The 17,939-nt window shown below is 70.6% G+C and carries 17 protein-coding genes and 3 pseudogenes; 9 read left to right on the plus strand and 11 right to left on the minus strand.

Going from position 1 to position 17,939, the window contains the following annotated elements:
* The first annotated feature begins 34 nt into the window (after positions 1-34).
* Positions 35-1,300: a glycosyltransferase gene (locus ACFW5B_RS11695; RefSeq protein WP_386436983.1), complete on the plus strand. Its 1,266-nt coding sequence runs from the start codon at positions 35-37 to the stop codon at positions 1,298-1,300.
* Positions 1,301-1,416: 116 nt separating this feature from the next.
* Here ACFW5B_RS11695 and ACFW5B_RS11700 read toward each other — a convergent pair whose 3' ends face one another.
* Together ACFW5B_RS11700 and ACFW5B_RS11705 are read right to left on the minus strand one after the other, a co-directional pair.
* A complete protein-coding gene (locus ACFW5B_RS11700; protein WP_386436986.1) occupies positions 1,417-2,280 on the minus strand; it encodes an ABC transporter permease in 864 nt (287 codons plus the stop codon).
* Positions 2,240-3,352 carry an ATP-binding cassette domain-containing protein gene (locus ACFW5B_RS11705; protein ID WP_386436989.1) on the minus strand — a complete coding sequence of 371 codons (1,113 nt, stop codon included), beginning with the start codon at positions 3,350-3,352 and terminating at the stop codon, positions 2,240-2,242. The genes ACFW5B_RS11700 and ACFW5B_RS11705 overlap by 41 nt, the downstream gene beginning before the upstream one ends.
* Positions 3,353-3,922: 570 nt before the next feature.
* Between ACFW5B_RS11705 and ACFW5B_RS11710 the strand changes: the two genes are divergently transcribed.
* Together ACFW5B_RS11710 and ACFW5B_RS11715 are read left to right on the plus strand one after the other, a co-directional pair.
* A complete protein-coding gene (locus ACFW5B_RS11710) occupies positions 3,923-4,939 on the plus strand; it encodes a hypothetical protein (protein WP_386436992.1) in 1,017 nt (338 codons plus the stop codon).
* 42 nt (positions 4,940-4,981) lie between these two features.
* The gene (locus ACFW5B_RS11715; protein WP_386436995.1) at positions 4,982-5,515 is read left to right on the plus strand and encodes a hypothetical protein; all 534 of its coding nucleotides are present in this window, start codon (positions 4,982-4,984) and stop codon (positions 5,513-5,515) included.
* Between the two features lie 195 nt (positions 5,516-5,710).
* On the opposite strand, the gene ACFW5B_RS11720 is transcribed toward ACFW5B_RS11715, so the two are convergent.
* Entirely contained in the window at positions 5,711-6,670 is a 960-nt protein-coding gene (locus ACFW5B_RS11720; protein WP_386436998.1) for a LysR family transcriptional regulator, read from the minus strand.
* Positions 6,671-6,744: 74 nt separating this feature from the next.
* Between ACFW5B_RS11720 and ACFW5B_RS11725 the strand changes: the two genes are divergently transcribed.
* Positions 6,745-7,719: a DMT family transporter gene (locus tag ACFW5B_RS11725; RefSeq protein ID WP_386437001.1), complete on the plus strand. Its 975-nt coding sequence runs from the start codon at positions 6,745-6,747 to the stop codon at positions 7,717-7,719.
* A gap of 40 nt (positions 7,720-7,759) precedes the next feature.
* Here the strand turns inward: ACFW5B_RS11725 and ACFW5B_RS11730 are convergent, their stop codons facing one another.
* Both ACFW5B_RS11730 and ACFW5B_RS11735 read right to left on the minus strand, forming a co-directional pair.
* Positions 7,760-7,987, minus strand: a complete 228-nt coding sequence (locus ACFW5B_RS11730; protein ID WP_386437004.1) for a DUF5133 domain-containing protein — start codon at positions 7,985-7,987, stop codon at positions 7,760-7,762.
* 160 nt (positions 7,988-8,147) lie between these two features.
* Positions 8,148-9,008 carry an RNA polymerase sigma factor SigF gene (locus tag ACFW5B_RS11735; protein WP_386437007.1) on the minus strand — a complete coding sequence of 287 codons (861 nt, stop codon included), beginning with the start codon at positions 9,006-9,008 and terminating at the stop codon, positions 8,148-8,150.
* A 276-nt stretch (positions 9,009-9,284) separates the two neighbouring features.
* On the opposite strand from ACFW5B_RS11735, the gene ACFW5B_RS11740 reads away from it, so the two are divergent.
* Positions 9,285-9,455, plus strand: coding sequence for a hydrophobic protein (locus ACFW5B_RS11740; protein ID WP_386437010.1), 171 nt, complete (start codon positions 9,285-9,287; stop codon positions 9,453-9,455).
* Positions 9,456-9,628: 173 nt separating this feature from the next.
* Here ACFW5B_RS11740 and ACFW5B_RS11745 read toward each other — a convergent pair whose 3' ends face one another.
* Positions 9,629-10,531 (minus strand): SigB/SigF/SigG family RNA polymerase sigma factor, encoded by a 903-nt coding sequence (locus ACFW5B_RS11745; protein WP_386437013.1) that lies wholly within the window; start codon positions 10,529-10,531, stop codon positions 9,629-9,631.
* Positions 10,532-10,869: 338 nt separating this feature from the next.
* On the opposite strand from ACFW5B_RS11745, the gene ACFW5B_RS11750 reads away from it, so the two are divergent.
* Positions 10,870-11,196, plus strand: a complete 327-nt coding sequence (locus ACFW5B_RS11750) for an STAS domain-containing protein (protein WP_386437016.1) — start codon at positions 10,870-10,872, stop codon at positions 11,194-11,196.
* Positions 11,197-11,306: 110 nt separating this feature from the next.
* On the opposite strand, the pseudogene ACFW5B_RS11755 reads toward ACFW5B_RS11750, so the two are convergent.
* The 5 genes and pseudogenes from ACFW5B_RS11755 to ACFW5B_RS11775 all read right to left on the minus strand — a co-directional run.
* Positions 11,307-11,660 (minus strand): annotated as a pseudogene (locus ACFW5B_RS11755) (glycoside hydrolase family 15 protein); the annotation flags it as partial.
* A gap of 135 nt (positions 11,661-11,795) precedes the next feature.
* A pseudogene (locus ACFW5B_RS11760) lies at positions 11,796-12,086 on the minus strand (trehalase-like domain-containing protein); the annotation flags it as partial.
* 179 nt (positions 12,087-12,265) lie between these two features.
* On the minus strand, positions 12,266-12,628 hold the full coding sequence (locus tag ACFW5B_RS11765; protein ID WP_386437019.1) for an STAS domain-containing protein: 363 nt from the start codon (positions 12,626-12,628) through the stop codon (positions 12,266-12,268).
* On the minus strand, positions 12,625-13,710 hold the full coding sequence (locus ACFW5B_RS11770; RefSeq protein ID WP_386437022.1) for a cobalamin-dependent protein: 1,086 nt from the start codon (positions 13,708-13,710) through the stop codon (positions 12,625-12,627). Before ACFW5B_RS11770 ends, ACFW5B_RS11765 begins: the two co-directional genes overlap by 4 nt.
* Positions 13,711-13,867: 157 nt before the next feature.
* Positions 13,868-14,275, minus strand: a pseudogene (locus ACFW5B_RS11775) (PP2C family protein-serine/threonine phosphatase); the annotation flags it as partial.
* A gap of 945 nt (positions 14,276-15,220) precedes the next feature.
* Here ACFW5B_RS11775 and ACFW5B_RS11780 point away from each other — a divergent pair.
* The 3 genes from ACFW5B_RS11780 to ACFW5B_RS11790 all read left to right on the plus strand — a co-directional run bounded on the left by ACFW5B_RS11780 (position 15,221) and on the right by ACFW5B_RS11790 (position 17,758).
* Positions 15,221-15,562 carry a hypothetical protein gene (locus tag ACFW5B_RS11780; RefSeq protein WP_386437025.1) on the plus strand — a complete coding sequence of 114 codons (342 nt, stop codon included), beginning with the start codon at positions 15,221-15,223 and terminating at the stop codon, positions 15,560-15,562.
* A 140-nt stretch (positions 15,563-15,702) separates the two neighbouring features.
* On the plus strand, positions 15,703-16,698 hold the full coding sequence (locus tag ACFW5B_RS11785; protein WP_386437028.1) for a hypothetical protein: 996 nt from the start codon (positions 15,703-15,705) through the stop codon (positions 16,696-16,698).
* Between the two features lie 340 nt (positions 16,699-17,038).
* A complete protein-coding gene (locus tag ACFW5B_RS11790) occupies positions 17,039-17,758 on the plus strand; it encodes a GNAT family N-acetyltransferase (RefSeq protein ID WP_386437031.1) in 720 nt (239 codons plus the stop codon).
* Positions 17,759-17,939: the final 181 nt, after the last annotated feature.

The following is a 17,939-nucleotide window of genomic DNA, read 5'->3' on the forward strand; positions in this document are numbered from 1 at the left end:
TATGGCCCGTCGCCCCGGACCCTACGATGCCGCCATGACAGTCCTCATCACCGCCACCGGAACCCAGGGCGACATCGCACCGTTCCTCGGTCTGGCCACCCGGTTACGGGCAGCCGGACACCCCGTGGCCATAGCCACTTACGAAGCATTCGCCGGACAGGTCCGCCGGAACAACTGCGAGTTCCGTCCGCTGCCGGGCGACCCCCGCGCACTGGGAATCGCGGAACAGGGCGGTCTGAACAATTCCGGAATAGGCGGTTCACTCCGCGCGGGCCGATGGCTGAAGGACATAATCCAGCACCTGGAGGAACTCGGCGACGGCCTGATCGCCGCCGCCGAGAAGGACACCGACCTGCTGCTGTGCAGCGGCCTGACCATGTTCCACAGCTACCACCTGGCAAAGGCACTCGGAATTCCCAGCATGGGTCTGGGGCTGCAGCCGCTGCATCCCACCGGGGACTTCCCGCCACCGGTCGGCGTCCCTTCCCTGGGCGCCTGGGCCAATCGCGCACTGGGGCAGCTGATGTTCACCACCGGGCTGACCCCGTGGTCCAGTTCGCGGGAATTCTGCAAGCGCATCGGGGTGCCGCAGATGAACACCGCGGAGACCTTCCGCCGTACGGCCGAGGAGCGATGGCCCGTCCACTACGGCTTCAGCCCCACCGTGGTCCCCCGCCCCGCCGACTGGCGCCCCGGCGTGGAGGTCGTCGGCTACTGGTGGCCGCCCGAGCAGGCGGACCGGCAACCGTCCCGGGAACTACAGGACTTCCTCGACGCCGGTCCCGCCCCCGTACGCATCGGCCTGGGCAGCGTGGGCGACCCCCGCGACGCGCAGCGGATCGGCGAGCTGGTCGTCGGCGCGCTGCGGCGGGCCCGGGTGCGAGGCGTCGTCCAGACCGGCTGGGTCGGTCTGGACGTGAGCGACGACGCCGTCCTCACCATCGGCGAGGCACCGCACGACTGGCTGTTCCCGCGGATGGCCGCGGTGGTGCACCACATGGGTGCCGGCACGACCGGAGCGGGCCTGCGCGCGGGGGTACCCGCAGTGGGCCTGCCGGCCTTCGGGGACGCGCCGTTCTGGGCCCGCCGGCTCGTGGCGCTGGGCGCCTCCCCCGGCTTCCTGCCGCTCGGAAAACTGGACGCCAACCGGCTCGCCGAGCTGATCCGCAGGGCCGTCGACCGGCCACAGCACACGGAACGGAGCCGCCTGCTGGCGACGGAACTCGCCCGGGAGGACGGCGCCGGACGCACGGTGGAAGCGGTGGACCGACTGCTCAACCCGGGCCGGGCGTCGTTGTAGTCGTTGCCTTCCGGCTCGCCTTGCTCGCCGTCTTCATCGCCTTCGTCACGTTCCTCGTCTTCGTCGTAGCGGATGTCACCGCACCGCGGGTCACGCCGCCGTGGATCACGCCCCCGTCAGCGCGCCAGCCGCCCCAGCAGGGACGCGGCGGCGGCGATGCCGAGTGCGGCGGCGCCTGTCAGGACGGTGTAGTCGAGGACCAGGTGGGCGTGTGTGCCGAGGAGGAGGCCGCGGAGGGCGTCGACCTGATAAGTCAGCGGGTTGATCATGCTGACCGTCTGGAGCCAGCCGGGCATGATGGCCACCGGGTAGAGGGCGTTGGAGGCGAAGAAGAGCGGCATGGTGATGGCCTGGCCGATGCCCAGCAGGCGGTCCCGGGTGAGCACGATCCCGGCGATCGTCATGGACAGACAGGAGAAGAAAGCCGAGCCGAGGAGGACCGCGACGGCGACGGCCAGCAGCCGGAGGGGGTTCCAGGTCAGGGCCACACCGAGCAGTGCGGCGATGACGATCACCACCACGGCCTGCACGATCGCCTTCACCCCGGCGGCGAAGGCCTTCCCGGCGATCAGGGCGGACCGCGGGGTCGGGGTGACCAGCAGTTTGGTCAGAATGCCGGCGTCCCGCTCCCAGATGATCATGATTCCGTAGAAGATCGCGACGAACATGGCGGACTGGGCGATGATGCCGGGCGCCAGATAGTCGATGTACGGGGTGCCGCCGGTCGGGATGGCCCGGAGGCGGGTGAAGGTCTCGCCGAATACCAGGAGCCACAGGGCGGGCTGGACGGCCCGGGTGTACAGCTCGGTGCGGTCGTGGCGCAGCTTCTGCAGTTCGACCACGCACATCGCGACGACGCGGGCGGCCGGCACCCGCCAGCCGGTGCGGGCGCGCGGCGGGACCAGCAGCAGGTCGAGCCGGACGGGGTCGGTGGCGGTGTCACCCGACCCGGTTGGCGGTGCGGCGGGTGCTTCGGACATCGCGGAAGTCTCCTGACTGCTCGTCGAGGCCGCTGCCGGCGACGTCCCGGAAGACGTCCTCCAGGGTCGGCACGGCGTCGGACGGGCGCGATGGGGCCGATGACGGGGCGGAAGGGGTGCCGGAGGCGGCAGGCGCGGAGGAGGTGGCAGGTGTTGTGGTGGGGGTGACAGGAGCGGCGGGGGTGGCCGGGGTGCCGGCGGCGCGGCGGCGGGCGAGCAGGGCGGCCCGCAGCTCGTCGGGGGTGCCGAGGGCTCGGATCCGGCCGTGGTGCATCAGGGCGACGCGGTCGCAGTACTGGTCCGCCTCGTCCATGTAGTGCGTGGTCACCAGGACGGTCATGCCGGTCGCGGCCCGTACGGCGTTGATGTGTTCCCACACGCTGGTACGGGCGATCGGGTCGAGGCCGATCGTCGGCTCGTCGAGCATCAGCAGCCGTGGCGCGCTGACCAGGGCCTGGGCGAGTTCCAGGCGGCGGATCATGCCGCCGGAGTACGTCTTGGCCAGCCGCCCGGCCGCCTCGGTGAGGCCGACCGCCGCCAGCGCCTGGGCAACCCGTGCGGCGCGCTCGCGGCGGGAGACGTCAAAGACCCGGGCGAACAGCGCGACGTTCTCCCGCCCGGTCAGCCCGGCGTCCGCGGACAGCTGCTGCGGGACGTACCCGAGCAGCCGGCGCACCGCCATCCGCTCCTTCGCCGCGTCGTGCCCGAAGACACGCACCATGCCGGCCGGGACGGGCAGCAGGGTGGTGACACAGCGGATCGCGGTGGTCTTCCCCGCGCCGTTCGGACCGAGCAGACCGAAGACCTCACCGGGCCGGACGGAGAGGTCGACGCCGTCCACGGCCTTGGTCTCACCGAAGGCATAACGCAGGCCGCGGCAGGTCACGGCGTCGGGAGCGGACGCATGCGGACCCGTGGCACCGGGAGCGGCGGTGGCGGGCTCGGGGGCCGGGGTGCCGGAAGCGGAATCGGGAGCGGCGGTGGCGGGCTCGGGGGCCGGCGTGCGCGGCGGTCCGTCCGGCCGCGCGGTGCCGGTCAGCCGTCCCCGCCGTCCCTCGTCGTCGGTGGTCATGTGCCCTCCGGATCAGCCGCTGGACACCGGCCCGCCCCTGGGCGAGCGGGTCGGGAACTCCCCTGCGGGCATGTCCCGATTTTAGGTCCGAGGGGAGGTCGGAGGCCGGGACGCGCGCGGCGAGGTATCGAACGGCCCACCGGGAGAACCCGCCGGTCAGGCCGCTGCGGGGCCCGGCATAGCCGTACGGGGCGCGGGGCCCGCCGTCCCGGTCGGGTGCGTCCGGGACGGCGGGTGGGCGGCGCCGGGCCGGTACCCATGCCGTCACGGCGGACCGTATGGGCCTTGTCCGCGGCCGGGCGGCCATACGGCCACGTACCGCGTTCCCCGGCGTCTCCCCTCCCACTCGCCCACGAGCACTGCGTATCCGCAGGTGATCGGCGCACCGGTGCGGAGCCGGGAATTCCGGGCGACCTCCGCGCCACTGCGCTTGCGTGAGCAACTTCCGCCCCCGGCAACGGACTTGACAGCCACTTCTGGCCGGAGAAATCTGGTTCTTCCGGCAGTCGCCGGAAGTCGGGGGATACCGGGGGAATCGGGGGACTCATGATGGGGCACACGTCTGCGCGCATGACGGCTGAGAGACCGACGGGCTCGGACCGGACATCGCCCCCGAAATCGACATCGCTGTCGACACCGAGCAGAACGCGCCGCCGGACGGCCGCCCTAGGGGCCGCCCTCGCTCTGACGCTGCCGCTGGCGGCCTGTTCGTCGGACGGGGCGAGCGGTGCCCGGGCGGGCGGCGGCAGCACCTCGGCGGCCGGTTCGGCACCGTCCGCCAGCCGTACGCCGACCGTCGACCCCGACGCCTACCGCCACGCGCTGACCGGCGCCCTCCGCCCCCTCGACAGCGCGCTGCGCACGGTCGACGGAGCGCGCGAGGGCGGTGCGCTGAGCAGGGCCCTGGACACCGCCGCGACCAGGGCCGAGACCGCCGCAGACGCGCTGCAGACGGCCGCCACACCGGACAACGCCCTCTCGGGTAACAGCGAACTCGCCACCGCGCTGAGGGCCTTGGGGCAGGACCTGCGCAGCGCCCGCGGCACCGGCGGCCGCTGTGCCACCTCCCCGCGCGTCGAACTCGACACCGCCCACGGCCCGGAGAGCGTCAAGGAGGCCGTCCGCGCGCTCAAGGCCCTCGGCTATGGCGCCACGCTGCGCCTGCCGCGTACGGAACGGGCCAAGCACCGGCGGCTGGCGAACGGCGCCTTCGTGCGCGACGGCAGCCGGGGCGGTCTGGGCCGGCTGACCGTGAACAACGGCACCGCCTCCGATGCGGTGGTGACGCTGACCCGCGGCGGCGGAACGGCCTTCTCCGTGTACGTCCGCAAGGGGTCGAAGGCGACCGTACGCAGCGTCAACAGCGGTGTGTACACGGTGTACTTCACCACCGGCCAGGACTGGAACGGGGCCAAGAACTCCTTCACCCGTGGCTGCAGCTTCGAGAAGTTCGACGACAAGGCGAACTTCCGGACGGTGCAGGTGAGCGGCGGGACCCAGTACACGGTGCTGACCTTCACCCTGAACAAGGTGATCGGCGGCAACGCCTCCACGAGCACGGTGCCGCCGGGCGAGTTCCCGTCATAGCGGCGTCCGGTGCGCCCGAGCCGCTCGGTATTGTGGCGCCGCGTGGGCGACAGCACGGTATGGACTCTGGCAATCGCGGCGGTGACCGGTGGCACGGCGGTGCTCGCCAGTTGGGTCACCAGCCGCGGCAGCGCCCGCGCCGCCCGGATCCAGGCCGAGATCGCCGCGCGCTCGCAGCGTGCCGAGCGGCTGCGGGAGAGCCGCCGCACCGCCTATCTGGATCTGATCGAACAGACCCACCGGATGGGCGAGTTGTTCTGGGAGGTCTCCACCGTGCTACGGCTCCCCCGCTCCGAAGCCCGTACCACCGCACTCGGTGAACTCCAGGACCGGGAGGTCGCCGAGTACGCGAAGATCCGCCGCTGCGCACGGGTCGTCGAACTGGAGGGCCCGCCCTCGGCCGCCACCTGTGCCCTCGCCCTCCAGAAGGCCACCCGCCCCTTCTACGCCGCTCTCAGGGCCGACCTGACCGGTGCCCCCGACGGCCACGACGCCTTCGATGCCGCCTACCGCCCCTTCTGGCGGGCCCTGGAGGAGTTCGTGGACGCGGCACGGGACGCCCATCAGCGCGACTGAGCCCGTCAGCCGGGGGGGGACCGAACCCGTCGATTGCGTCGCGGGACGGCGCCAGGGCGAGCAGGGCCACGTCGTCGCGGAAGACGCGGGTGTGGCGGGGCAGGTCGGCGTTGAGGAAGTCGATGACGTCGGTGGGGGGCCTCTCAGGTCGCGGTCCGTGCCGCCGGATACCTGGCCGTCCGGCGCCCGCCGCCTTCATTCCTCCACGCCGGCCTCATCAGCGGCGATGACTTCCTGGGCCCCCTGGACTCCCGGAACCTCCTCGGCTTCCTGACGGGCCTCCACGGCGGCGACGCAGGCGCGTACCGGCGGGCTCGCGCCGCGGGTGAGCCAGGCGGCCCGGATGTCGCGGCGCAGCGCAGGGCGGGTGGCCAGGAACCGTACGCCGGGCGGGGCCGGCCGGCAGGACATCTCGGGGACCAGGGCCGCGGCGAGATTCCTTGCGACCAGGGCGAGTTGGGTGGAGTGCTCGGCGAGGAGATAGCGGATGTCGGGCTCGACGCCACGGGAGCGAAGCGCCTGGACGAGGGATTCATGGGGCGCGGTGCCCGGGGAACAGCAGGCCCACGGGGTGCCCGTGAGGTCGGCCAGGTCGACGGTCGCGCGGTCGCCGAGCGGATGCCGCTCGGACAGCGCGACCCGGACGTCCTCCCTGACCAGGGTGCGCAGGGTCACGCCCGCGGGGGCGGGGACCGGGCAGCCGGCCCAGCTCTCGATCAGCAGCAGGTCGAGTTCGCCGTGAACCAGCCGGGGCATCAGGTCGACGGCCTCCCCGTCGACCACCGTCGGGGTGAGCCGTGGGTGGCCGGCGACGAGGCCGGCCAGCGCGTCGGGGAGCAGGTTACGGACGGCACTGCCCACACCGCCGATCCGGAGAGGGCCCACCACCTCGCGCCCGAGATCGGCCAAGTCGTGCTGGGCGACCGCGAGTTGGGCGAGAAGCCGGTCGGCGTGACCGGCCAGGATCCGGCCGGCGTGGGTGAGGCGGACACTGCGCCCGTGGGGCTCCAGGAGGGCGTGCCCGGCTTCGCGCTCCAGCTTGGCCAGTTGCTGCGACACCCCGGACGCGGTCATGTGCAGCGTACGGGCGGCCTGGGCGATCGAACCATGTGCGGCCACCGCGGCCAGCGCACGGAGCCTGTCCATTCCAAACACCCCACGGATGCTACCGATTACTGCCATGGAATCATCGCTTTTCGTTATGAATCCCGCCGGGCACAGTGGAGTTCATGACGTTGCGGGAGAAGCAGGTGTCCACCCCGCCGGACGGGAACGGCACCCGGCGGGCGGCCGGCGGTCCGGCCCGTCCGGTACTGGCGGTCATCGCCGGGTCGGCCTGTATCTCGGCCTCGGCCGTGTTCATGAAGCTGTCGGGGACGAACGCGGGGACGGGGGCGTTTCTGCGCTGTGCGCTCGCCCTGCTCGTCCTGGTGCCGCTCGCCGTACGGGAAGCGCGCAGGGTGGGCCCCCGGCCGCTGCGCCACCGGTCGATGGACCTCGGGGCCGGCGTGCTGCTCGGCATCGACCTGGTGTTCTGGGCGGCCGCCGTGCGCACCGTCGGCGCCTCGGTCGCCACGGTGCTGCTGAACCTCCAGGTCGTGGTCTTTCCGCTGCTCGCCCGGCTGGTGACGGGCACCCGGCTCACCAGGCGCTTCGTATGGATGGTCCCGGTGATGCTGACGGGTGTCGCGCTGGCGGGCGGTGCGATCGGGCAGTCGGCGCCGGGCAGCGACCCGGTCGCCGGTGTGGTGTTCGGGACGGCGGCGGGCGTGACGTATGCGGGGTATCTGTTCCTGATGCGGCTCGGCGGCGGGCAGGGACACACCGTCTCGCCGGTATGCGTGTCGACCGCGGCGGCCGCCGGGACGGCGGCGGTACTGGGCGGTCTGTGGACGGGCATCGACCTCAACCCGGGCTGGCCCGCGTGGGGTTGGCTGCTCGCCCTGTCCCTGGTGGGCCAGGTCCTGGCCTGGCTGCTGATCGCCACCGCGCTGCCCCGGCTGGCGCCGCAGACCGGTGCGGCACTGCTGCTGCTCCAGCCGGTGCTGGCATTCGGCCTGGGCCTCGCCATCGGCGAACGCCCCACCCCAGCCCAGGCCGTCGGCTGCGCCCTGGTGATCGCGGCCGTCTGGCACCACAGCCGCGCCTCCCGGGGAGGGGCACCCGAGGCGGCGGGGGCTCGGAGAGGGGAGGGCGGGGTGTGACGGCGGCCCGGGCCGAAGCGGCCGCCGGACCGCCGGCCGGTCAGCCGGTGAGGAGGGAGTCGTCCCGGACCCGGGCGCCGGGGAGCCGGTGGCGGGCGGCGATCAGTGCCGCGTCCACATCGCGGGTGCCGGTGGAGACGCACAGGGTGTAGGCGATGTCGTCCATCCTCCGGCGCACCTCGGCCTTGCCCTGCCGGGCGTGCAGCAGCTCCAACGCCTCGTATTCCTGGAGGAGTTCCCGTAGCACCGCAGGGTGGGCCATCAGCATCTTCCGGTTCCTTCCGACTACGAAAAACGTTCGCCGTCGCGGATGCCCGGACCCGGCCCCCCTTATGCGTCTGACATGTCCGGCACGTCGAGTACCGGACAGCGGAGAGGCTCATGGCCGGATCAACGGGCCCGCATTCCCGCACACCGCGCCCGCGGTCTCACTTCTCGGTGAGCATCCCGGCACGGAGCTTCGACAGGGTGCGGGTGAGCAGCCGGGAGACATGCATCTGGGAGACGCCGAGCACCTCGCCGATCTGCGACTGGGTCATCTCCTCGCCGAAGCGCAGCTCGATCAGGCGCCGTTCCCGCGCGTTGAGCGTGTCGATCAGCGGAGCCAGCACCTGGAAGTCCTCGACGGCCTCCAGCGCCGGGTCGTTCTCCCCCAGGACGTCGACGAGGGTGCGGCGCTGCTCCGAGGGGTCGGGGTCGGCGGGGGTGTCGAGCGAGCCGGCGGTGTAGCCGTTGGCGGCGACGATGCCCTCGATGACCTCGTCCTCCGACAGGTTGAGGTGGCCGGCCAGTTCGCGGACGGTGGGGTCGCGGTCGAGCTTGGCGGCGAGGTGCTCCTTGGCCTTGGCCAGGTCGCTGCGCAGTTCCTGAAGGCGGCGGGGCACATGGACTGCCCAGCCGGTGTCACGGAAGAACCGCTTGATCTCACCCAGGATGTAGGGGACGGCGAAGGTGGAGAACTCCACCTCACGCGCGATGTCGAAGCGGTCGATGGCCTTGATCAGGCCGATGGTGCCCACCTGGATGACGTCTTCCATGTCGTCGCCGCGGTTGCGGTAGCGGCGGGCGACATAGCGCACCATCGACATGTTCATCTCGATGAGGGTGTTACGCGCGTACTGGTACTCGTGCGTGCCCTCTTCGAGGTCCTGGAGGCGTTCGAAGAACTGCTTCGACAGCTCCCTGGCGTCGCGCGGTGCCACCTTCTGCGGTTGCGTCACCTCCGGCAGTACAGAAGCCGTGTCGGTCTCTCGCTGCGCGGTGGTGGTGTCGCTCACGATGGTGGTCATCTCGCCTTCCCGCGCGCCCGGCACCCGCGGACGCTGCAGCGGGGCGCCTACCCCGATCCATCCACCCCATGCCTCCGGAACACACACGGATTCAACAGCGCTTCGGCGGGGGTCAGTTGCGCTGCCGTCAGGGCACCACTGCGCGCCGTCGTGCGTGATACGGGACGTGATGCGTCAGGGGGCGCCGTCCGCGCGACGGATTCCCCGTCCCTCTCCAAAGAAACGTTGTATGTGGACCCGCCGCCCGGGCACACGAGGTCTCGGAGGTTGATAGCTATGGTTCCCCTGCTTCTCGTCCTTCTGCTCGCGCTGCTGCTTTTCGGCGCCGGATTCGCCCTGAAGGCACTCTGGTATGTCGCCGTGGCCGTACTCGTCATATGGGCGCTGGGATTTGTCCTGCGTTCCGCGGGAGCCGGCGGTAAGCGCGGCCGGTGGTACCGCTGGTAGTCGCCGCAATCCCTTCTTCGAGGTGGGCCGGACAACACGGTGTTGTCCGGCCCACCTGATTTTCTGTGTCCGCTGAGGCATTATCACCACACGCCGGGAAACACGAGAGGTACGGCCCGGGGCGGGCACTGTTCCCGCAGGGGACTCACCTCCAATGCAGTGTGCGCTCCGGGTCACTTCTGCCCGAGCATGCCTTTCCGCAGTTGCTTGATGATGCGGGCGAGCAGTCGGGAGACATGCATCTGGGAGATGCCGAGCACCGCACCGATCTGGGCCTGGGTCATCTCCCGTTCGAAGCGCAGATGAATGATGAGCCGGTCGCGCTCACCGAGCAGTTGCAGGAGTGAGGCCAGGGCGTACCGGTCTTCGACGTGTTCCGTGGCGGGATCGGTGGTGCCGAGGAGATCGGCGAAGGCGGGTCCGCCGCCGGTCCGGGCCGTGTCGCTGTCGCTGTCGCCGGAGAGGTGCAGGGAGACGGCCGTGTGGCCATTCCCGGCCACGATGCCCTCGATGATCTCCTCTTCCGTGAGCTGCAGGTGTTCGGCCAGCTCTTTGACCGTGGGTTCCCGGTCGAGGACGGTGGAGAGATGCTCCATGGCCCGGGCCAGGTCGATGCGGAGTTCCTGGAGCCGGCGCGGAACATGAACGGCCCAGCTGGTGTCGCGGAAGAACCGCTTGATCTCCCCGAGGACATGGGGAATGGCGAAGGCCGCGAACTCCGTCCGGCGAGTGAGATCGAACCGGTCGATGGCCTTGATGAGGCCGATGGTGCCGACCTGGACGATGTCCTCCATCTGGTCACTGTGGCTTCTGTACCGGCACGCCACATAGCGCACCAGAGACAGGTTCATCTCGATGAGCGTATTGCGGGCGTACTGATACTCGGGGGTGCCCTCTTCGAGTTCCGCGAGCCGCTCGAAGAAGAGCGGCGACAGCGCTTTGGCGTCGTGGGGCGCCACACTCCCCGCGTCCCCGATGCGCGGAAGCGTGGTGGAATATCTTCCGGACCGCGGCGACGGCCCGTCACAGGGCGCCGGCAGTTGTGTGTCGCATACGTCCTCGAAAACCGTGTTCATGCTCCACCTCCGGGATTCAGGTCGTTTGAGCAGCCCTGTTGCCCGGTGCCGCGGCCCTTATGCGTGTCGATGGAACAATCACCCCGCTGAGTGGCGCAGCCGGTGGACGGGAGGACTCCGTCGCGGAATTCCTGAAGAATTCATGAGAAATGCGGGCGGCGCCGCGGTACGCACCGGACGAGCGCGAAGATGCCGGTGCCCGGACGCCGCTTCATCGGCCGGGCGGTGAGGGCCATACGGGGGTCGGCCTTTGGTCTGGCCGAACAAGTGGTTGCCTAGAACCTGTGCCCGAAAAGCATGACATGCTGTCGCCCATGTACGTTCATACACCGGCTGAGGTGACCCACACTGTCGAGGACGACGTCTTTGCCGTCCGTGTCAGCGGGTCCCTCGATCACGACAGCGCCCCTCTCCTGGAAGAGGCCTGCGCGCTGGCGGAGGACTCCGGTGTCCGACGTACCGTCGTCGATCTGTCGCTCACCGACTTCGCCGACTCCACGGTGCTGCACGTCCTGCTCGCCGCGCAGCGCGCCCACCACCGGCAGCAGCGTGAGCTGATCGTCGCGGGCCCGTTCCACGAGGTCGTCCGCCGGCTCTTCGATGTCACCGGCACCGCTGGATACTTCACACTGGCCGACGACATGGCCGACGCCCTGAAATCCTGAGGTCGGGGCCCGGCTCGCCCGGGCCCGGCTCATACGGTCCGGCGGGCGGGCACCGTCACCCGGTATCGGGAATGGCCGCCGACCGCCGCCGACCGCCATGATCAGGCCAATTACGCCGGACCGCGCACCGCCGCGGGCCGTCCCTGCGTCATGACGGCGTCCAGTCTCGTCGCCGCGCTGATCAGTGCGAGGTGGGTGAATGCCTGCGGAAAATTCCCCAGGTGTTCGCCCGTCATCCCGATCTGCTCCGCGTACAGACCGAGGTGATTGGCGTAGGTGAACATCTTCTCCAGCGCCACCCTGGCCTCTTCGGTCCGCCCGGTCCGGGTGAGCGCCTCGACCCACCAGAACGAGCAGATCGAGAAGGTCCCCTCCGTGCCGTCCAGACCGTCCGGAGAGACCTTCGGGTCGTAGCGGAAGACCAGGCTGTCGGTGACGAGGTTCTCGCCGATGGCCCGCACCGTGAGCTGACCGGCGGCGGCGTTCCCCACCCGGACCGGGGCGGATCCCCGGTAGCCCGCCCAGTGGTCGAGGGCCTGCTCGGGCCGTTCGGACGCGCCGTCGATCGAAGAGAACTGCTGGTGTTTGGCGACCTCCGCGACGGGACCCATCTGCCAGTGCCCGCCGTTCCCGGCGTCGAGCAGAGCCCCGAAAATGCTGGGCGAGTCGAACCGCGGGGCACAGAACCAGCTGATCCGGCCGTCGGTCCCGACCAGCGCCGCGGCCCGCAGATCCCCGATCAGACCGTGCTCGGCGATGGGCAGCTGACCACCGCCTTCCTCCCCTGTTCCGGCCATTCCCTCTGTTCCGCCTGTCCCGCCTGTCTTGCCTGTCTTGCCTGTCCCGGCTATTCCGTCCATTCCGGCCGAAGCTTTTTGACCGTCAGTCATACGCCACTCCCCCGGGATGCTCGTCGTGCCATACGGTCGCCCGCGCCTGTCCCCGCCCCGCCCCGCCCGGTCGGGACGGGGTGCTGCCTCCGCGTATGCCCCGGTGGGCCAGGTTCATGAGCCGGCACCGCTCGGTGCCGACGGGCTTCGGTGCCGGCGGCCGCCCCGTGGGACACGCGTCAGCCCGTGGGGGAGCTGCTCCGTCCGGGCGGGGCAGTGAGGGGGCCGAGGGTGCCGGTGACGGTCAGGAGGCGGTCCAGCGCGGGCGGGCGGTCGTCGAGATGGAGGTGGACCCCGGCGGCGGTCGTGCGGCGGTGGAGGGCCAGCAGGACGGAGAGGCCCATCGGGTCGCAGGCCGCTACCCGCGCGCAGTTGAGGTGGAGGTCGCGGAGTTCGGGCTGCTCGGCGATCTGCCGCAGGGCGAGGGCGAGCAGTTCGTCCGCGGTGGTGCGGTCGAGGTCCCCGGTGAGGTGGAGGTGGGCGGTGTGCTTGTCCGGGGTGGTGACGAGGGTGGAGCGGTCGTCGGTCGGGTGAGTGGTCATGCGGAGGTTCGGGGGTCGGGGCCGGTGTCGAGGGTGCGGCGGGCGTGGCTGAGGATGCGCCGGGCCCGCGGGAAGTCCTTCAGCTGTGCGTCGAGTGCGTCCAGCGTCGGGAGCAGGGAGTGCGCCGGAACCCCGCGGGCCGTGAGAATCTCCCCGGTCCAGGTGAGAAAGCCGCTGAACAGTGCGTCGTCGTCGGTGTAGAGCGCGGTGGCGAGGAACTCGGCGATGTGCGCGAGGTCTTCCGCGGTGTGCTGCCGCTGCCGGTCGTCGTAGTCGCGCAGCGCCGGAAACCGTTCCTCCAACTGCGTCAGGGTCTCCCTGACCAGTTGGGGCGCGCTGCGTGCGACCAGGGAGTACTCCTGATCGGACAGGTGCGGCAGGTCGTCGACGGGCTGCTGCCCGAGCGCGGGGGGCCTGGTGTCCGGCAGGCCCCGGGAGAGGAAGCCGGCGGCGGTGCGGGCGTCCGGCGCCCAGGCGTCGGCCCCCAGGAGCCGGGCGTAGCGGCCGTCGGGACCGAACGCGGCGCCACCGACGAGCACGGGGACGCCCGCGGCCTGGCAGGCAGTGATCGCCGCATGTGCGGTGGGCAGCCGGGTGGCGATCGAGCTGGACAGCGCGACGGCCCGCGGCCCGGTCCGGTGCAGATGCGCGATCAGATGGGGCGCGGGCACCTGCGCACCGAGGAAGTCCACCTGCCAGCCGCGCAGCCGCAGCACCTCCGCGAGGAGACGCGCCGGCAGCGCATGCCATTCACCGTCGACACAGGCCACCGTGAGACGTCCCGGCTCCGCCGCCGGGGTGGCCGGCCGGTGATGCGCGAGGGCCGCGATGACCCGGTCGTTGATGGCCGTGGCGGCGTGCTCCTGAGCCACCGTCATCCGGTTCGCCGCCCAGTGCTCACCCACCCGGTGCTGGACGGGCGCGATGATGTCGAGCAGGACGTCCTCGGGCGGGACACCGGCGTCCACCGCGTCGTACACCCGGCGGACGGCCGCGTACTCGTCCACGGACACCACCGCGTCCCACAGGCGCTCCACGTGGGCGGCCAGGCTTTCCTTCGTCGCAGCGGACGTAGTGGTCATGACGCACACCTACCCGACGGGCGGCCGCCCATGGACCCCGGACGTACGCGGCTCCCCGGACGGGCCCCCGGCCCCACACCGGGGGACGGGCCGGCCGCCACCGCCGCTTCCCGGCCATCGGCGGTCATCGGCACACCTCGTGTCGCAGCAACGGTTCTCATGCCGGGTACCTGCCCCCGGTGTTGCGGTCCATGGCGTCGGGGTGTGCACGGTGGGGCGCGGTGATGGCAACCACGGCCATGTCGTCGTGGCGGCCGGTGCCCACCCACTGGGCGGCGAGCATCCGGATCCGTTCCACGACTGCTTCGGCGGGCAGTCCCGCGCACTCGCTCAGCGCGGACCGCAGTCGTTCCTCGCCGAAGAGCTCATCGCCGAGCGGCCCGCCCACGGCTTCGGTGATCCCATCCGTGTACAGCAGACACGACTCCCCGGGTGCGAGATCGAGCGAGGTCGTCGTGGACGTCACCTCGGGCAGGGCGCCGACGAGGCCCACCGGCGGGGTGGGCGGCGTTCGCCGCCGGCGCCACGAACAGTGATTACGTCTGCATGCCGTGGGAGGGGCATGAAGTGGAGTGCGCCGACGTCCCGATGGAGGTCGCTGAGCGGTGGCGGGGGCAGGTGCTGTTGTCCCTGGGCGGGATCCCTGACGAGGGCCTGGCCATGTACTCGGAGAACGATCACCCCTATCGATGGACCGTGTGCCCGCTGTGCGGCTCTTTCGGGGCGACGTTTGGAGGGTACGCAGAACGGCTGCCGTGTAAGTGCCTTGACGACTTCGACAACCGCAAGGTCGACTGCAGCGCCGACGAGACGTTGCTGGATGCCTATCGTGCAGCGCTGGGCGAGCACCTTGAGGTCGATACGGACACCTACCCGACAGAGATGCCCGTACGGCGAAAGGCACTGGCCCGGCGCAGGGGCATGGCGTTGGCAGCCCAGCAGTGCAAGCGGGAATGCCGGTCGGTGGCTGATCAGCTCCGGGCCGTTCTGCCTGCCGGGGCGTACGTGGACGTTCCGGAGGGAGCGGACTCGCTCTGCGCGGAGTGCCCAGGATTTGTGTGCTCCTGGTGTCGGCAGCGGGCGGCCGCCGCCGAGGGCGTGCCCTGCTGGCTGTGTGACCCAGTGGTCTTCCTCACCAAGCGCCGGGCTCGGCAGGAGCTGAACATCCTGGCCGGCCGGGCGGGCAGCGCGGCCAAGCGGTCAGCGAGGGAGATCAACACGCTGATTAACCGGGATCGGCAGCTGCGCGGGCGCGAGTGGTTCTCCCTCTTCGATCTCGGAGAGGCCCTGACGCTGGTGGAGCGGTGGATCGAGGACCCCTCGCTTGTGCCACGATCAGACGGTCCCCGTCGACTGCTCTTGTCCGAGGACGAGCTCGACGCGCTTGATGAAGCCGAGCTTCGCCAGACGCTCAATGGCTGGGTAGGTCCGCTAGCGGGCGCCACCGATGCATCCTTCGCGGCTGTCCAGATGCAGTTCAATTACGTGATGGGCGTCGGGCAGCGGGGCGATGCCGACGCGGAGCAGCTGCGCGACGCCATCAAAGCCGCTGCGGGAAGCGCTCGATGCGCTCCAGCACGGCATCGACACCCAGGCAACCTCGATTCACCTGCCCCACCGCCCCACGCACGCCGTGGTCCGCGTCGTGCACCAAGGCGCCGAACCGGGTGCCATCGACACGCAGACCGTGGTCCTCAAGGCGGTGGCCCAGCACCTGGCCGAATGGCGCAGCCGCTCCCCGCGCCTGGACCCGAACCGCTTCACGAACCGGCGGGGATGGCGCCGCGCGATGCTTGCCCAGACCCGGCGTCCGACGGTGCTATCCCGCCAAGGGGGCCCACTGTTCGTTTGACGGCGGCAGGCGTCACCGGCGCAATGCTTGCTTCCCTCGCCCGAGCGATCCTGCTGCACCGAACCGGTGACCAGGCACCGGGGCACCATGCAGACACCGCCATGTTGGAGCGACCACCCATCTTGGCGAAAGCAGACGGCATGACCATCGAAGAAGTCACCCTGGACATGGCCGGCCACGACTTCCCGTCGCTCGACGAGATCCACGCTATGCGCGGTGCGGAGCGGCGCTCGTGGACCGACACAGGCATCAGCGCCGTCGCCCTCTTGCTGGCTGCCTCGCCCGATAAGGTCCGAAAGCGGCTCGCCAAGACCGTCGGCATCAAGGACTGGGCAGCCGCAGACGAGGCTGACCTGGGCGAAGCCTTGCGAGTCCTGCGGCGGTGGCTGAACGCCCCGGACTCATACGCCCCGCCGGCCCCTAAGCCACGGGTGAAACGGCCCGAAGGTATCGCCCAACTCCCCGTCCCCCGCATGCTCAAGCCGGCACACGCTGATATTGCCTGCGGGTTGTGCAGCGACCCGGTCAAGGCCGGAGACCTCATCGGCAGGTTCCGCACTCCCAAGGACGCCCGGACCTACGCGGCGATGGACTGGCTGTGCCATCACTGCCTCTACGAGCGGCGCCATACGCCCCGTCGGCGTGATCTCCTGATGCGGATCTTCCACCACCTGTTCGCCGGCAGCGCCGTCGACCTCAACGCCTTCGAGTGTGCGGTGCTTCTTGTCTGGCTGACAGAGCACCCGGGCTTCGCCGACTCCGCTCCCTGGCTCAAAGACCCGCTGGACACCACCCTCACTCGTCTTCAGACCAGCATCACCGAAGGCAAAGCGCACACGGGCATCGCGTTCCCCACAGCGGTCACCGTCATTGCTGTCCTGCGAGAGGCGCCGGTGCAGGCCGGCACTCCGGCCGAGCGGGATCTGCTCGACGCCATCGCGCAGCACCTCGAGGAGTGGCAGCACAACCCACAGCAGATCGAGGCCCGAAAGTACGGGTCCGGAATCCCCTACCGCCGCCAGGTCCTGAAGTCCACATCACATCCAACGGCCCTGTCTGCTCGTGGGGGCCCCTTTGACCTTCACACGGCACCGGCGCCAACTGATCCGCAGGCATCCGACGAGAGTGACAGCTGACTGGGCGCCGGCACGCACGAACTGTCGGTCGGGCCGCGGCAAATACCCGCGCATCGGCCCTCTGGCGGTCGCGCCCCTTTTGGCCCATCCCGGCGTATCGGATCCCGCGACGGGTCGTTGACGGCCCGTGGGACGAGCATCCAAGGGACGCCACCGCGCACGCCTGCATCGGCAAGCAGCCGGCGGGTTCACACTCCGCCCGGCCCGGCCAGACGATCACGATGCCACCGCTGCTCTGCTGGAGCTGGTGGAGTTCGAAGACCCTGACGAGGCACGATGCGTGGCCCGCGCTCTGGGGTCACCACAGGGTGTCGCAGCACGCGTGGGTCTTGGCGCGTGGGTGGCTGAAGCGACCAGATGTGATGTGGCCGGTGTGGTCGTGACCTGCCCGCCTTTGTCTTGGATCAGCACCATCCCGGGGCTCAGCGATGACCACCGTCGGCGCCTGGCGCAACGTGTCGTCGAGGCGTCAGCGGTTGCGGTGTCCGAGGAATTCCGCGGCCGGCGGCTGGGCCGGCACCTTCTGCAGCGGGCGGCCCGGGAGGCTCGCGAGCAGGGCTACAGGGTCGTGCTCGGCACGCTGCTGAAAGAGAACGAGGAGTTGGTCGGCTACTACGCCGATGCTGGCTTCGTTGCGTTGCCGCCGGGTGAGCCGCTGTATCTCGTGGATCCGCTCGGGATGGTGCTGTGCCGACCGAGTTCGGCCAGGGTGCGCCAGCTGTGGATGCCGCTTCACCCGCAGGTGGCTGTCCAACGAGTCGCCGCGCCGAGCGGCGGATCCGTCCAGGCCATCGCCGGGGCCCTGGCACCTCCGGAGCATGCGCCGGAGCGTGTCATCCATCATGCCGACGGGAGCGCCACTTTCGAGGGCGGTGGCCAGCGCATGACCGTACCCGCCCCGGCGCTGCGTCTGCTGGAGTCTGTTCGGGGCCAGCAGGTCACCGACGCTGAGGTCCGGGCCGCTGCCGCTGAGGCCATCCGCTATGGCTTCGAACCGCTGATCGCCGCCCAGCTGCGGAAGTCCTCTGGTATGACCTTGGGGGCGCTTTTCGGTCGGTAGCGGGCGCTGGCGGACGCCGCCGGGCCGATCGAAGAGAAGCAAGCAAGCGAGCTTCGAGCCAGGGACCTGGTACGGAAGGTGGCCGGTGGGCAGCGAACAGCGGCGTGACAGCACACCGATGGCACGACAGGGGAGTCCGTGGAGCGACTCGGAGTGCTCCGATCTGCTCGTGGCGATCGGC

The organism is Streptomyces sp. NPDC058773, assembly GCF_042746015.1.
GTDB lineage: Bacteria > Actinomycetota > Actinomycetes > Streptomycetales > Streptomycetaceae > Streptomyces.

What these genes read in the sequence shown, in the direction of transcription:
- ACFW5B_RS11735 (WP_386437007.1), bottom strand. Translation starts at nt 9,008, where the DNA reads ATGACCACCATCGTGAGCGACACCACCACCGCGCAGCGAGAGACCGAC.
- ACFW5B_RS11725 (WP_386437001.1), top strand. Translation starts at nt 6,745, where the DNA reads ATGACGTTGCGGGAGAAGCAGGTGTCCACCCCGCCGGACGGGAACGGC.
- ACFW5B_RS11745 (WP_386437013.1), bottom strand. Translation starts at nt 10,531, where the DNA reads ATGAACACGGTTTTCGAGGACGTATGCGACACACAACTGCCGGCGCCC.
- ACFW5B_RS11780 (WP_386437025.1), top strand. Translation starts at nt 15,221, where the DNA reads ATGCCGACGCGGAGCAGCTGCGCGACGCCATCAAAGCCGCTGCGGGAA.
- ACFW5B_RS11695 (WP_386436983.1), top strand. Translation starts at nt 35, where the DNA reads ATGACAGTCCTCATCACCGCCACCGGAACCCAGGGCGACATCGCACCG.
- ACFW5B_RS11770 (WP_386437022.1), bottom strand. Translation starts at nt 13,710, where the DNA reads ATGACCACTACGTCCGCTGCGACGAAGGAAAGCCTGGCCGCCCACGTG.
- ACFW5B_RS11740 (WP_386437010.1), top strand. Translation starts at nt 9,285, where the DNA reads ATGGTTCCCCTGCTTCTCGTCCTTCTGCTCGCGCTGCTGCTTTTCGGC.
- ACFW5B_RS11705 (WP_386436989.1), bottom strand. Translation starts at nt 3,352, where the DNA reads ATGACCACCGACGACGAGGGACGGCGGGGACGGCTGACCGGCACCGCG.
- ACFW5B_RS11730 (WP_386437004.1), bottom strand. Translation starts at nt 7,987, where the DNA reads ATGCTGATGGCCCACCCTGCGGTGCTACGGGAACTCCTCCAGGAATAC.
- ACFW5B_RS11765 (WP_386437019.1), bottom strand. Translation starts at nt 12,628, where the DNA reads ATGACCACTCACCCGACCGACGACCGCTCCACCCTCGTCACCACCCCG.
- ACFW5B_RS11710 (WP_386436992.1), top strand. Translation starts at nt 3,923, where the DNA reads ATGACGGCTGAGAGACCGACGGGCTCGGACCGGACATCGCCCCCGAAA.
- ACFW5B_RS11785 (WP_386437028.1), top strand. Translation starts at nt 15,703, where the DNA reads ATGACCATCGAAGAAGTCACCCTGGACATGGCCGGCCACGACTTCCCG.
- ACFW5B_RS11700 (WP_386436986.1), bottom strand. Translation starts at nt 2,280, where the DNA reads ATGTCCGAAGCACCCGCCGCACCGCCAACCGGGTCGGGTGACACCGCC.